The sequence below is a fragment of the Streptomyces sp. CRN 30 genome (assembly GCF_034105845.1).
Window position 1 is genome coordinate 16,705 of sequence record NZ_JAVRHI010000555.1, and the last position, 14,625, is coordinate 31,329.

Here is a 14,625-nt window from a genome sequence, read left to right on the forward strand (position 1 = left end):
CAAGCGGTTTTACGCGGCGGCGCAGGGTTCCGGCTGCGACCGGGCGGCGGGCCGCGAGAGGAACGGGCGGGAAAGCCGGGTATGCCGGGCCGAAAAGACGAAGCGGCTGGTCAGGGCATTGCCGTCACGGAGGCGGGAGGGGTGTCCGGGACAGGGGTCAGGGCGTGGACGGCGCGGTCAGCGGGGTTCCGTGCCGGGGCGCACGACGGCGGTCCCGTCGACCAGGGTGTCCAGGAGTTGGCCGAGGACCGCGCGTTGTCCGGCGGTGAGCGGGGCCAGGATCTCCTCCGCCGCCGACCGGCGCGCGTGGCGCAGTTCGCTCAGGGCGGTGCGCCCGTCGTCCGTCAGCTCGATGCGGATGACGCGGCGATTGGCCTGATCCGGCACCCTGCGCACCTTGCCGGAGGTCTCCAGTGCGTCGACGAGCGTGGTCACCGCGCGGGGGACCACTTCGAGGCGCTCGGCCAGATCGGCCATGCGCGGCGGAGAGCCGTAGTGCGCGAGCGTGCGCAGGAGGCGGGACTGGGCCGGGGTGATGCCGAGTTCGCGCCGCTCCAGGTGGTGTTTCTGGATGCGGTGCACCCGGCGGGTGAGCCGCAGGAGTTGTTCGGCCAGGGCGCCGTCGGGGTCGGGAGCGGTCATGCGGGAACAATATCAGGACCACGTTCATTGTGAGCATAGGTAACAATGAGCTAAGATCCGTCAGTCCTGGCCGAGCACCGCCTCGGCGTCGTCTCCCGAAGGAGCCCATGAAACCCGATCACGGACCGTCCTGGACCCCGCCGGCCGACGCGGGCGAACAGCCCCGGCAGGTGCGGCGCATCCTCAGACTCTTCCGCCCCTACCGAGGGCGCCTCGCGGTCGTCGGGGCGCTCGTCGGCGCCGCGTCGCTGGTGTCGGTCGCCGCACCGTTCCTGCTCAGGGAGATCCTCGACGTCGCCCTCCCCGAGGGCCGGACCGGCCTGCTGAGCCTGCTGGTCCTCGGCATGATCCTCGGCGCCGTCCTCACCAGCGTCTTCGGTGTCCTGCAGACACTCATCTCCACCACGGTCGGCCAGCGCGTCATGCACGACCTGCGCACCGCCGTCTACGGCCGGCTGCAGCGCATGTCGCTCGCCTTCTTCACCCGGACCCGTACCGGTGAGGTCCAGTCCCGTATCGCCAACGACATCGGCGGCATGCAGGCGACCGTCACCTCCACCGCCACCTCCCTGGTCTCCAACGCCACCAGCGTCATCGCCACCGTCGTCGCGATGATCGCCCTCGACTGGCGCCTCACCGTCGTGTCGCTGCTGCTCCTGCCGGTGTTCGTGTGGATCAGCCGCCGGGTCGGCGACGAGCGCAAGCGGATCACCACCCAGCGGCAGAAGCAGATGGCCGCGATGGCCGCCACCGTCACCGAGTCGCTCTCCGTGAGCGGCATCCTGCTGGGCCGGACCATGGGCCGTTCCGACTCGCTCACCCGTTCCTTCACCGACGAGTCCGAGCGACTGGTCGACCTGGAGGTTCGGTCGAGCATGGCGGGCCGCTGGCGCATGGCCGTCATCACGATGGTCATGTCCGCCCTGCCGGCCGTCATCTACTGGACGGCTGGGCTGGCGCACCAGATAGGAGGTCCGCAGGTGTCCATCGGCACCATCGTCGCCTTCGTCTCGCTCCAGCAGGGTCTCTTCCGCCCGGCGGTCAGCCTGCTGTCGACCGGCGTGCAGATCCAGACGTCGCTCGCGCTGTTCCAGCGCATCTTCGAGTACCTGGACCTGCCGGTCGACATCACCGAGCGGACGGACCCCCTCCGCCTCGACCGGGTCAAGGGCGAAGTCCGCTTCGAGGAGGTCGAGTTCCGCTACGACGGCGAGGGCGCGGCCGTTCTCGACGGCATCGACATCACCGTCCCGGCGGGCGGCAGCCTCGCCGTGGTCGGCCCGACCGGCGCCGGCAAGTCCACCCTTGGCTACCTCGTGCCCCGCCTCTACGACGTCACCGGCGGCCGGGTCACCCTCGACGGCGTCGACGTGCGCGACCTCGACTTCGACACCCTCGCCCGCGCGGTCGGCGTCGTCTCCCAGGAGACGTACCTCTTCCACGCCTCGGTCGCGGACAACCTGCGGTTCGCCAAGCCGGACGCCACGGACGCGGAGCTGGTCGCGGCGGCGAAGGCCGCGCAGATCCACGACCACATCGCCGGTCTGCCCGACGGCTACGACACGGTCGTCGGCGAGCGCGGCCACCGCTTCTCCGGCGGGGAGAAGCAGCGTCTGGCCATCGCCCGCACCGTTCTGCGTGATCCGCCGGTGCTCATCCTCGACGAGGCGACCAGCGCGCTGGACACCCGTACCGAGGCCGCCGTGCAGCGGGCCGTGGACGCGCTCTCCGCCGACCGCACCACGATCACCATCGCGCACCGCCTGTCGACGGTGCGGGACGCCGACCAGATCGTCGTCCTGGACGCCGGACGGGTGGCCGAGCGGGGGACGCACGAGGAGTTGCTGGAACGGGACGGGCGGTACGCGGCTCTCGTCCGCCGGGACGCACAACAGACACCGACAAGATGAAAATATGCCGGGCGCGTCGAGTGTGCCGGTTTTGTTGGGATTGGGGGGTTACCGTGCCCGCATGCAGATGAACTCTCCGCCACGGAGCACGAGGAGCACGATTCGACTGACGCGCCGGGGCCGCATCGCCCTGATCGCGGCCGGAGCCGTCGTCGCCGGCACCGCCGTGGCGGTGCCGCTGCTGACGCTGGACGGGGAGGAGGACACCCGCCCCACCTCACTGGTGATCCCGGAGGGCAGGCGCGCCACCCAGGTCTACGAGGCCGTCGACAAGGCCCTCGCCCTGCCGGCCGGTACCACCGGAAAGGCCGCAGGCAAGGCCGGGCTGAAGCTGCCCGCCGACGCCGAAGGCAACCCCGAGGGCTACCTCTTCCCGGCGACGTATCCACTCGACGACAAGGCCACCCCCGAGAAACTGCTGGCGGCGATGGTCGACACGGCGAACCGCCGCTTCAACGGCGCACCGGTCGCGGCGGGCGCCGAGCGCAATGCGATGAACGTCTACCAGGCCGTGACCATCGCCAGCATCGTCCAGGCCGAGGCGGCCACCGAGGCCGACATGGGCAAGGTCGCCCGGGTGGTCTTCAACCGCCTGGAGCGCGGGATGCCGCTGCAGATGGACTCCACCATCAACTATGCGCTGAAACGCTCCACCCTGAAGACCACCGAGGACGACACGAAGATCGACAGTCCCTACAACTCGTACCAGCGCATGGGGCTGCCGCCGACGCCCATCGCCAATCCCGGGGAAGCCGCGATGCGTGCCGCGATCAGCCCGACGCCGGGGGACTGGCTGTACTTCGTGACGGTCAAACCGGGCGACACCCGTTTCACCGCCGACCACAAGGAGCACCAGCGCAACGTCACCGAGTTCAACGAGCGGCGGCGCGAGGCTGCTCCCGCCAAAGCCGGATGACCTGTCGGGACGTCACGCGGCGACGGTGCTCGCGTTCTCGGCCAGAAGTCGCCTGATGTCCCGTACGGCCGTGCGCCCCGCGCGGTTGGCGCCGACGGTGCTGGCCGACGGCCCGTAGCCGACGAGGTGGATCCGGGGATCGGCGACCGCGCGGGTGCCGTCGACGCGGATGCCACCGCCCGGTTCCCGCAGCCGCAGCGGTGCGAGATGGTCCACGGCGGCCCGGAAGCCGGTCGCCCACAGGATGACGTCGCCGGCCACCCGCCGCCCGTCCTTCCACTCCACTCCGTCGGGTGTGATCCGGTCGAACATCGGCTGCCGGTCGAGGACGCCGGACTCCAGACCGGCCCGGATCGCGTCGTTCAGCGGCAGCCCCGTGACCGACACCACGCTCTTCGGTGGCAGCCCGTGCCGCACCCGTTCCTCCACGAGCGCCACGGCCGCCCGTCCGGCGTCCTCGTCGAAGGGCCCCTCCCGGAAGACGGGCGGGCGCCGGGTCACCCAGGTGGTGGCGGCCGCGTACGGGGCGATCTCCAGCAGGTGCTGGGTACCCGACGCTCCTCCGCCGACCACAACCACCCGCTGCCCGGCGAACTCCTGCGGACCCGCGTACCGCGCCGTGTGCAGCTGCCGCCCCCGGAAGGTCTCCTGGCCCGGGTAGCGCGGCCAGAACGGGCGGCCCCAGGTGCCGGTCGCGTTGATCAGCGCCCGCGTCGACCACTCCCCGGCCGAGGTCTCGACGAGCAGCCGCCCACCGGTCCCCTCGCGCACGGCACGGACATCGACGGGCCGCCGTACCCGCAGGTCGAACGCGTGCTCGTACGCGGCGAAGTACTCCGTGACGACCTCGGCGGCCGGCCGCACGGGATCGGCGCCGGTCAGCTCCATACCGGGCAGCGCGTGCATGCCGTGCACCTTGCCCCAGGTCAGGGACGGCCAGCGGAACTGCCAGGCGCCGCCGGGGCCGGGGGAGTGGTCGAACACCACGAAGTCGCGCTCCGGCTCGTACCCGCTGCGCCGCAGGTGGTGGGCGGCGGACAGCCCGGCCTGGCCCGCGCCGATGACGACGACCTCGGTCTCGCGTACGTGGTTCACGTCGGTGCCAACAGCGGCACCGGGGCGGATCTTCCCCCTCGCGGGCGCCCCCCGCCGCCGGAACCGGTTCCCGTGCGTCAGGATGGGACCCATGTCAGATGCCTTCACCACCCGCACCATCGACCTCGCCACCGGATCCTCGGAGCGCGTCGTCGACATCACCGGCGACTGCGAGCGTTTCCTGCGCGAGGCCGCAGCGGGCCGCGACGGTCTCCTCAACGTCTTCGTCCCGCACGCCACGGCCGGGATCGCCGTCATCGAGACGGGCGCAGGCAGCGACGACGACCTGCTGTCCGCCCTGCACACCCTGCTCCCGGCCGACGACCGCTGGCAGCACCGGCACGGCAGCCCCGGCCACGGCCGCGACCACGTCCTCCCGGCCTTCGTCCCGCCGCACGCCACCCTGCCGGTGATCGGCGGCAGGCTGGAGCTGGGGACGTGGCAGTCGGTGTGCCTCGTGGACACGAACGTCGACAACGACAACCGTCAGGTCCGTCTCAGCTTCCTCGGCTGACCCGGACCGGCCTCGGGAGCCCGTGCGGTTCTCTCCGCGTCCTCCCACGGCAGCGCAGGCAGCGCAGGCAGTGCAGGCAGCGCAGGCACCGCTGTCCCACTGCGTCTGTCTCGCCGTCGGGATCAGACGGCCATGGCCACGCGCGCCGCTACCAGCGCATCGAAATCAGGGTAGTTCGAAGCGATGTCGCTGCCGGTGAAGTTGCCGATCCACCCGTCCTCCTCATGAAAGAAGCGAATGACGGTGAATGACGGCGCAGCCCCCATGTCGAACCAGTGCTTCGTTCCGCGCGGCACCGTCAGCAGATCCCCGGCCTCGCACAGCACGGCATGCACTTCACGGTCGACGTGCAGATAGAAAGCCCCGGCCCCCGCCACGAAGAACCGCACCTCGTCGTCGTCATCATGCGTGTGCTCCCTGAGGAACTTCCTCCGCTCGGCCTTGGCGGTCAGCCGCCACCCCAGATCCTTCTGCGGACGCAGCCCCACGACGTCGACGCTGGCGAACCCTTCAGCGGCGACCAGGGCGTCCACCTCCGCCCGATAGGCGCTCAACACGGCTGCGGACTCTTGATTTTCGGACAGTCCGGCACGCAATGCCCACTGCTCATAACGGACCCCGGCAGGTGCCAAGGCGGCGGCGATCTCGCTGGTATCGACGGTACGGCGCACGATGGTGCCGGGATCGGAATCCGACCAGGTGGTCAACAGGGTCATGGCACTCTCCTCAACGGAAGTTCTCGATAACGAGCCGATGCCGTACCGCTCAGTCGGTGGTGACGGGCAGCGACAGGTCGAGGTAGTCGGGATAGGCGTGCTGTAGGCCGGGTGCCATCTCCAGCACCTGCACAGGGCCCTCGACGGCGGTCTTCTTGAACCCCGCCAGGCGGTAGACGGTGTACATCGACTTGTTGACATCGGTCGTCTTGAAATCGGCTGTCAGACGCACCTGTTCGGCCTCGGCCGACCGGGCCAGATACCGCAGGATCGCGCCTCCGACATTGCGGCCCATCACGCGACAGGACATCAGAAAAAGGCGAATACGCCATTCTTCCGCCGTCTTCCCCACCAGGGCGAGTCCGATGGTGCCGTAAGTGCCGAAGCGGTCCGTGAGCCGGGCGACCAGGAGGGTGTGGTCCGACCGACCCATCAGTTCACGCAGCTCCGCTCCGGAAAAGGTCAGACCGGTGGTGTTGAGCTGGTGTGTGCGCTCGGTGAGTTCGGCGGCGCGTTCCAGGTCCTCGGGGGTCGCCACCGCGACCGTGAGGCTCATCCGCAGCGACCGGAGAAACTCGACCTGCGGGCCGGCGTACGACTTCTCGTACTCGTTGCGCTCTTCCGCCTGCAGATACATCGTTCGGCGGGCGCGCCCGTCCTCGGTCACCGGCCTGGACAGCTCCGGGCGGCCGAGCAGGTCCGCGGCCGCGGCCGGATCCACACACCGCACCTGCGGGTGCGCGAATTCGACCTCGGCCCGCTCGAAAGCGGAGTCGTCGATGAACATCACCGCTTCGAGACCGATGTTGAGCCTCCGCGCGATGCTGTGAATCAGCCCCGACTTCGGTTGCCACGAAACATGCGGCACGAGGAAGTAGTCGCGAATCCCCAGTCGTTCGAGTTCGGTGAGGGCGGCCTTCTCGTCGTTCTTGCTGGCGATCGACTGGAGAATGCCACGCTGGTCGAGCGTGTCGATCAGCGCACGGACGCCGGGGCGCAACCGAACCCCGGCCCCCTCGGACAGAGTGCCGTCCCACACGGTGTCGTCCAGGTCCCACACGACACACTTGACCAGCTCACTCGGCACAGTCAGCTCCTGCTTCGAACGGATATCGCGGGTGGCGGCGGCGTACTCGGAAACGCTGAAGGCTCTCCTCGGCCAGAAGATCCTGCAGCAGTTGTGTGTTGCCCTCGATGATCTGCATCACCCGTGCGTCCCGCACCCAGCGGTCCACCGGCCCGCCGTCCACCAAGCCCGCCGCACCGTGCAGTTGAGCCGCGGCGGCCGCCGCCGACTCCGCCGCGCGGGACGCTGCCAGCTTCGCGGCCAGCACGTGATGGATCATCCAGGTGTCCTGGGCGTCCATGGCGCGCGCCGCCCGCTCGCACAGGAGCCGCGCCGCCTCGGTGTCGAGAACGGCGTCGCTGACCAGACCGCGGACGAGTTGCAGATCGATCAGCCGTCCGCCGAACTGCTTACGGCTGCTGGTGTGGCCGAGGATCGCGTCGCAGCACGCCTCGGCGAGCGCGAGGGAACCGTATGCGACGCAGAGCCTTCCCAGCGACAACGCATCGCCCGCCACCTGAGAAACACCGAAGCCGGGGCGACCCACCATGCGGTCGGCCGGGACTCGGCAGCCGTCCAGGTGCAGATCGGCCAGCATGGCGCTGCGGAAGCCACTCGTGGGCCGAGTGGGAACCACCGTGACGCCCGGGTCGTCCCGCTGGACGAGGAAGCCCACGCTTCGGTCACCGTGCATGGCGAAGACCAGGAAGCAGTCGGCCAGTTGGCCGAAGGACAACCAGCGCTTCGTGCCGTCCAGGCGCCACTCGGCGGCTGCCGCACCGGCGCCGTCCGGACCTGCTTCCGGTGTCGCCGTCGTCTCGATGGACCGGGCGTCGCTGCCCGCACCCTCCTCGGTGAGGCCGAACGCCCCGATGAGTTCACCGGAGGCGAGGCGTGGCAGCAGCCGCTGCCGAGTGGCCGGCGACGCCCAGCGGCCCAAGCTCGCGCACACCATTCCGTGCACGGTCAAGAGGCTCTGCAACGACGCCGAAGTACGGGCCACCGCCCGGTTCAGCTCCCCGTACGCCTCGTGGCTGAGTGGCCGTCCCCCGTACTCCGCGGGCACCATCGCGGCCATCGCACCGGACCGGACGATCGTCGCGATGACGTCCGGAGGCACCGTTTTCGCCGCCTCGATCTCGTCGGCCAGCGGCAGCAACAGCCGTCCCAGCTCGTCCGCGGTCAGAGACGGCTGCCTCATGGCTGTCATGGCTGTTTCCCCCGCACGAACCGCACGATGCTGTCCAGGGTGTCGAAGTTCTCGATCTCCAGGTCGTCGTCATCGATACCGATGCCGAACTCCTTCTCGAGGTGACTGACGAGCGCGACAGTCGCCAGCGAGGTGAGCACCCCACCGGTGATCAGTTGTATGCCTTCCAGCTCCGCCGGGTCGTCCACGTACCGCGACAGGAATTCGAGAACACGGGATCGAACGGCTTCGTCCTCATAGACGGCAGTCACTGCGACATCACACTCCTACTCGCATGATCAAAACAGGGCGGCGGCCGTGGCCCGTGAGGGCCTCACCGCCTTCCGCGCCACTTCTTCTCAAGCCGGTCGATCTGGCTCTGGCTGAGACTGACGAGGGAGAGGTCCGAGGGCGTCCGGCCGACCGAGTCGGGACCGTCGGCGTGCGCGGCCAACGCCTTGAGGAACGTGACCCAGCCCTCGCTGAGCCGCTTCACATCCGCGAGCACCAGGACGTCGCGCGGCCATGACCACGTCGCGGACAGTTCCGGGCCGGACGGGCCGTCCGTCGCTGCCGCGTTCACCATGAGCGCATGCGTGAGACGCATCCGGGGGTCGAGTCCACCGGTGGGCGCGTCGCCGCTCACCTGCTGCCAGTCACCCTGGGTGTGGGACCGACGCAGGCCGACCCGGCCGAAGTAGTTGAACGCCACCTGCGCGCCGGGTAGCGCGGAGAGCACCGGCGCTGTCTCGGGGTTGAGATAGCGCAGCAGCCCGTAGTCGACCCGCAGCTCCGACGCGGCGCGAAGCTGCTCCTTGACCCGCTGCAGAATCCGCCCGGCGGCCGGCCCGCCGCGCAGGACCTCGCCCCAGGACACCCGGCCCGGATCGAGCCGCACCGGAGCGACCGCGGTGAACCAGCCCACCGTCCGTGAGGTATCGGCGTCCGCGAACAGCTCCTCCCGCCCGTGCCCCTCGACATCGACCAGGACGGACGTAGCACCGGAGGCACTCGGCACACCGTGCGCGGTCCGCCACTGGGCCAGGGCGAGTGAGAACGCCGTCAGGAGTACGTCCTCGACGCCCGCGTGCAGCGTGGTGGGCACCCGTGTGAGCAGCGCTTCCGACAACTCCACCGGAACGGTCACGCGCAGAGTGTCGAGCCGCGCCGCCGTGTCGCCGGGTGCGCCCACCCTCCGCTTACCGACGGGAGGTTCGACGACGGACAGGCTCTCGGTCCAGTGCCCCAGGGAGGCGATGCTCTGGTGTTCACCCGCGCGCGCGTGGAGCTGCTCCGCCCAGCGCTTGAAGGAGGTGGGAACCGTCGCCAACTCCGGCGTGCGGCCGGCGAGTACCGACGCACCCGCGGCGGCGAGGTCGGGCAGGAGAATCCGCCAGGACACGCCGTCCACGACGAGATGGTGGATCGTCAGCAGCAGTCGGCCGGGTTCGTCCGGCCCGTTGTCGAACCAGACGGCCTGCAGCATGACTCCGTCACGCGGTGCCAGACGGCCCCGCGCCCGGCCGGCATGCTCGGCCAGCAACTGCTCGCGCTCGGCCGCGGTCCCGCCGGCACAGTCCACTCGGGTCAGGGCCGCGTCGGCCGTCAGCGCGTGCGGGCTCCGCGGCGGAGGAATGTGCAGGGCCCAGTCATCCCCGTCCTCGTCCCGCGTCAGACGGGCCCTCAGGACATCGTGCCGGTCGATGAGGGACTGCAGGACGTCCGCCAGTCGGTCGTGTCCGACACCCGCGGGAACCTGGACCAGACGCGATTGGAAGAACGCCTCGTACGCGTCACCGGTCTCGACGAGCCACCGCATGACGGGTGTCAGTGGCACCGAGCCGGTTCCGTCGTCCCCCTTCGACGCGCCGTCGCGGTCCTCGGCTACCTGCGTCGTGGCGGCGAGTCGTCCGGCCGTGTGGTGCTGGAAGATGTCGCGGGGTGTCAGGTCGAGGCCCTGTTCGCGGGCGCGGCTGACGAGGACGATGGAGCTGATGCTGTCGCCGCCCAGGGCGAAGAAGCCGTCGTCGACGCCGACACGGTCGGGGTCGAGGCCGAGGACGTCGGCGAAGAGGGCGGTGAGGATCTTCTCCTTCGGAGTGCTCGGGGCGCGTGTGCGGGTGGCCGGCGCATAGTCGGGTGCGGGCAGTGCCTTGCGATCCAGTTTGCCGTTCGGCGTCAGGGGCAGCGTCTCCACCAGCACCACGGCTGTAGGCACCATGTACTCCGGCAGCCGCGCGCCGACGGCCTTCTTCACCTGAGCGACGTCCACGGGCCCGTCGGCCACGACGTAGCCGACCAGGCGCCGGTCACCGGGCCGGTCCTCACGGATGACGGCGGCGGCGGTCGCGACACCGGGGCAGGCCGTCAACGCGGCGTCGACCTCGCCGAGTTCGATACGGAAGCCACGCAGTTTCACCTGGTGGTCCGCGCGGCCGAGGAACTGCAGCGTGCCGTCCCGGTTCCACCGCACCAAGTCCCCTGTGCGGTACATGCGGGATCCGGCGGGACCGTGGGGATCGGCGACGAACCGCTCCGAGGTCAGCCCCGGCCGGTTGAGATAGCCGCGCGCGACACCGGCCCCGGCCACGTACAGCTCACCGGGCACACCGGGCGGAACCGGAGACAGCCCCTCGTCCAGGACGTACGTGCGTACGTTCGCGATCGGCCGGCCGATCGGCGGCACCACCGCACCCGACAAGGCGTCACTCAAGGTCGCACAGACCGTGATCTCCGTCGGCCCGTACGCGTTGAACATCTTCCGCCCCGCGGACCAGCGTTCCACGATCTCCGGACCGCAGGGCTCACCGCCGACGATCAGCGTCAGGGAGCCCGGCAGATTCGCCTCGGACAGCACCCGCAGTACCGACGGCACCAGTGTGCAGTGCGTGATCTTCTCGTCACGGAGCAGGTCGAGGAGATCGGGTCCGGGCGTGAGCCGGTCCGCCTCCGCGAGCACCAGGGTGCCGCCGGTCAGCAGCGCGGTGAAGAACTCCGACGCTGCGGCGTCGAAGCTGGGCGACAGGAACTGCAGCACCCGGGAGCCGACCCCGATCCCCCACTGCTCGCTCTGCGCGAGTGCGAAGTTGGCCAGACCCCGGTGGGGGACGGTGACGCCCTTGGGGGTTCCGGTCGAGCCCGAGGTGTAGATGACGTACGCCGGGTGCGCGGGGTCCAGGGCGCCGGCCCGGTCGGCGTCGGTGAGGTCGGACGTGTCCAGGCCCGCGAGGTGCTCCCGGACCGCGGGGTCGTCGAGGAGGACGACGTCCGTGCCGTCCTGTTCCGACAGGAGTTCACCGGCGCTGGAGTGGGCAAGGACGAGGCTCGGGCGGGCGTCCTCCAGCATGAAGCGGATGCGGTCGCCCGGATAGGTCGTATCCAGCGGAAGATAGGCGGCGCCCGCTTTGAGCACGGCGAGCAGGGCGGTGATCAGGTCCGGGGACCGGTGAAGGGCGAGGGCGACGATGTGTTCGGGGCCTACGCCCCGCTCGACCATGAGCCGGGCCAGGCGGTTGGCGCGGGCGTTGAGGTCCGCGTACGAGACGTCGACGCCGCCGGCACTGAGCGCGCTCACACCGGGTACCGCCACCGCACGCTCCTGGAACAACTCCACAGCGGTACCGGCCAGATGCGGCGTGGCCGTGTCGTTCCACTCTTCGAGTACTTGGTGTCGCTCGTCGTCCGACAGCAGGTCGTACGATCCCACGCGCCGCTCCGGGTCGGCGACGCCGCTGCTGAGCACGCGGACGAGCCGCTCGGCCATGGCCACGACCGTGCCGTGGTCGAACAGGTCGGTGCGGTAGGAGATCACACCGCTGATCCCGGCGCCGCTGCCGTCGGCGTCGTGCTGCTCGGCGAGACTGACGGACAGGTCCATCCGGGCGGACTGGGAACGGACGGCCTGAGGGGTCACTTCGAGCTCGCCGAACCCGGCCGCCGGGCGTGGGGTGTTGTTGAGGGCGAGCATGACCTGGAAGAGCGGGTGGTGGGCCAGGGACCGGGCCGGGTTGACCGCCTCGACCAGACTCTCGAAGGGCACGTCCTGATGGGAGTAGGCGTTGAGATCCGTCTCACGGACACGGTCGAGGAGTTCGGCGAAGGTGGGATCACCGGACACATCGGTGCGCAGGACCAGGGTGTTCACGAAGAACCCGACCAGGTCGTCCAGCTCCTCCTCACCCCGTCCGGCGACCGGAGTACCGACGGGAATGTCCGTGCCCGCGCCGAGACGATGCAGCAGCACACCCACCGCAGCTTGCAACACCATGAACACCGTCGCCTGCCGCGAACGCGCCAGACCCGTCAGCGCCCGGTGCAGCCCGGCATCGATCCGCACGGGAACCGAACCGCCGTCGTGCCCGGCCTGATCCGGATACGGACGGTCCGTCGGCAACTCGACGCGCTCAGGCAACCCGGCCAGAGCCTGCTTCCAGTAGGCGAGTTGAGTGGACAGGAGGCTGTCCGGGTCGTTCTCGTCACCGAGGAGTTCGTGCTGCCACAGGGTGTAGTCGGCGTACTGCACCGGCAACGGCGTCCAGGCCGGGGGGCCGCCGGCCCGGCGGGCGGTGTAGGCGGCGCTGAGATCGCGGGCCAACGGGCCCATCGACCAGCCGTCCCCGGCGATGTGGTGCATCACCAAGACCAGTACATGCTCATCAGCACAGTCATCGACAGCAAAAAGGGTCGCCCGGAGGGGCAGTTCGGTGGCGAGGTCGAACGGGTGACGCACGGCGCGGTCCACCGCACCGGCCAGCTCCACCTCGGAAACCGACACCACGTCCATCACCGGCCGTGCCTCGGCAGCCGGGCGGACGTCCTGATACGGCTGGCCGTCGTTGTCCGGGAAGACGGTGCGCAGGGCCTCGTGCCTCGCCACGACATCGTGCAGCGCGGCCCGCAGAGCATCGACGTCCAGGGCACCGGACAGACGCAGCACCACAGGCACGTTGTACGTCGCGCTGGGTCCCTCAAGGCGATACAGGAACCACAACCGACGCTGCGCGAACGACAACGGCACCATAGTCTCTTTGCGTTCCCCTCATGTCATGCATGTCATGGCAGCGGCTCTGGAGCCGGTCTGTCCCGCGCGACGTGGATCCGGATCCGGATCCGGAGAAGTTCAGGTCACCCGGACATCGCCACCAGGACACGGCGCGGCCCGGTGTACGGACGGCGGCCGTGTGCCACGGCCACGTTGTCGATCAGCAGCAGATTGCCGTCGTACCAGTCCACGTCCACGGCCGCAGCCAGACCGTTGTCACGTACGTGCGCCACGTACTCATCGGGAATGGGCGTGCCGTCGGCGAACGTCACTGACTGCGGCAGCTCGTCCTCCGGCATCAGTTCGGAGAGCATCGTCGCGGTGTCGGCGTCCAGACCGGCGAGGTGCCACTGGTCGAACTGGTTGAACCAGACCTCGCTGCCGGTGACCGGATGCCGCACGGTGGCCGGGCGCAGCTGCGTGATGCGGATGCCGTCGTCCGCCTTCCACTCCCAGGTGACATCGGCGTCCGCGAGGTGCGCCTCCACCGCGTCCTTGTCGGAGGTTTCAAAGGTGTCCAGCCAGCTTCTGCCGAAGCCGGCCCCGCCGTGCAGGTTCTGCGTGTACCGGATGCCCTTGCTGAAGGCGGCCCTGACGTCCTCGTCGAGGGAGTTCAGCCACACCGTGCCGTCGACCACCGGCGTCGCGCCCCCGGTGACCGGCTGACGCTCGCAATAGAAGGCGAGCCGGGACGGCCACCGGCTGGCGTAGGAGAGCTCGTTGTGCATCGAGATGGTGAACTCGGCCGGATACTCGGTCGAGGTGTACACGTTGCTGCCCACCTTGGTACGGGGCGAGTTGCCGTGCACATAGGCGAGGCGGTTCGGCAGGAGATGGTCGAGCGCCGAGCCGACCTGCTCCTGAGTCGTGCCGAAGCCGCGGAAGACGAGGGCCTTCTTCGCGAGGAGCAGTTCGGCCGTCTTCGCCGTGTCGCTGATCGCCGTCAGCAGCCCCTCATGGTTCGGCGCCACCCCGGCGGTGTCCGGCGTCACCACATGGGGCGTCCACTCGTTCGACTCGCTCACGCCACGTCTCCTCTGTTCCTTATGACTCATGACTCTCGGCGCCATGTCCGGGTGTCCGGGTGTTCGCCGCCACCCAGACCCTGCTCATGTGGTCCCGCGCGACCGCGGCCGCAGCTTGGGCCTGGACCTCCCCGGACTTTTGAGGCTCTCGGCCAACTCCGCCACCGTCGGCTTGGTGAAGACCGTCCGCAGGTCGACCTCTGCGCCGAGGGCGGAACGGATGCGGCCGATGAGGCGTGTGGCGAGCAGTGAGTGACCGCCGAGAGCGAAGAAGTCGTCGTCGATGCCGACCGACTCCAGGCCGAGAATCTCGGCGAAGAGACCGGTGAGCGCCTCCTCGCGGCTGTTGCGCGGAGCTCGGGTGGGGGTGGTGGTGGGGGTGTAGTCGGGTGCCGGGAGTGCTTTGCGGTCCAGTTTCCCGTTGGGTGTCAGTGGCAGTGTGTCCAGGGTGACGACGGCCGCGGGCACCATGTGATCGGGCAGGGTGAGCCGCAGCCGGTCCGAGACACTG

The 14,625-nt window shown here is 69.7% G+C and carries 12 protein-coding genes; 3 read left to right on the plus strand and 9 right to left on the minus strand.

Annotated elements, in window-relative coordinates; all coding sequences use genetic code 11:
• Positions 1 to 177: 177 nt before the first annotated feature.
• Positions 178 to 642: a MarR family winged helix-turn-helix transcriptional regulator gene (locus UW392_RS64610; protein WP_320784820.1), complete on the minus strand. Its 465-nt coding sequence runs from the start codon at positions 640 to 642 to the stop codon at positions 178 to 180.
• A 107-nt stretch (positions 643 to 749) separates the two neighbouring features.
• Here UW392_RS64610 and UW392_RS64615 point away from each other — a divergent pair, with 107 nt between their 5' ends.
• Positions 750 to 2,552, plus strand: coding sequence for an ABC transporter ATP-binding protein (locus tag UW392_RS64615; RefSeq protein WP_320784821.1), 1,803 nt, complete (start codon positions 750 to 752; stop codon positions 2,550 to 2,552).
• 61 nt (positions 2,553 to 2,613) lie between these two features.
• Entirely contained in the window at positions 2,614 to 3,468 is an 855-nt protein-coding gene (gene mltG, locus UW392_RS64620; protein WP_320784822.1) for an endolytic transglycosylase MltG, read from the plus strand.
• A gap of 12 nt (positions 3,469 to 3,480) precedes the next feature.
• On the opposite strand, the gene UW392_RS64625 is transcribed toward mltG, so the two are convergent.
• Entirely contained in the window at positions 3,481 to 4,563 is a 1,083-nt protein-coding gene (locus tag UW392_RS64625) for an NAD(P)-binding domain-containing protein (RefSeq protein ID WP_320784823.1), read from the minus strand.
• A gap of 91 nt (positions 4,564 to 4,654) precedes the next feature.
• Between UW392_RS64625 and UW392_RS64630 the strand changes: the two genes are divergently transcribed.
• Positions 4,655 to 5,077: a secondary thiamine-phosphate synthase enzyme YjbQ gene (locus tag UW392_RS64630; protein ID WP_320784824.1), complete on the plus strand. Its 423-nt coding sequence runs from the start codon at positions 4,655 to 4,657 to the stop codon at positions 5,075 to 5,077.
• 122 nt (positions 5,078 to 5,199) lie between these two features.
• Here UW392_RS64630 and UW392_RS64635 read toward each other — a convergent pair whose 3' ends face one another.
• The 7 genes from UW392_RS64635 to UW392_RS64665 all read right to left on the minus strand — a co-directional run.
• Entirely contained in the window at positions 5,200 to 5,793 is a 594-nt protein-coding gene (locus UW392_RS64635) for a cupin (RefSeq protein ID WP_320784825.1), read from the minus strand.
• Positions 5,794 to 5,842: 49 nt separating this feature from the next.
• Positions 5,843 to 6,880 (minus strand): HAD-IIIC family phosphatase, encoded by a 1,038-nt coding sequence (locus UW392_RS64640; RefSeq protein WP_320784826.1) that lies wholly within the window; start codon positions 6,878 to 6,880, stop codon positions 5,843 to 5,845.
• Positions 6,870 to 8,018 (minus strand): acyl-CoA dehydrogenase family protein, encoded by a 1,149-nt coding sequence (locus UW392_RS64645; RefSeq protein WP_320784827.1) that lies wholly within the window; start codon positions 8,016 to 8,018, stop codon positions 6,870 to 6,872. The genes UW392_RS64640 and UW392_RS64645 overlap by 11 nt, the downstream gene beginning before the upstream one ends.
• Before the next feature lie 47 nt (positions 8,019 to 8,065).
• Positions 8,066 to 8,320, minus strand: coding sequence for an acyl carrier protein (locus UW392_RS64650; protein ID WP_320784828.1), 255 nt, complete (start codon positions 8,318 to 8,320; stop codon positions 8,066 to 8,068).
• A gap of 62 nt (positions 8,321 to 8,382) precedes the next feature.
• The gene (locus UW392_RS64655) at positions 8,383 to 13,068 is read right to left on the minus strand and encodes a non-ribosomal peptide synthetase (protein ID WP_320784829.1); all 4,686 of its coding nucleotides are present in this window, start codon (positions 13,066 to 13,068) and stop codon (positions 8,383 to 8,385) included.
• A 104-nt stretch (positions 13,069 to 13,172) separates the two neighbouring features.
• On the minus strand, positions 13,173 to 14,114 hold the full coding sequence (locus UW392_RS64660; protein WP_320784830.1) for a TauD/TfdA family dioxygenase: 942 nt from the start codon (positions 14,112 to 14,114) through the stop codon (positions 13,173 to 13,175).
• A gap of 84 nt (positions 14,115 to 14,198) precedes the next feature.
• Positions 14,199 to 14,625: phosphopantetheine-binding protein (locus UW392_RS64665; protein WP_320784831.1), on the minus strand; the 427-nt coding region annotated here is incomplete at its 5' end.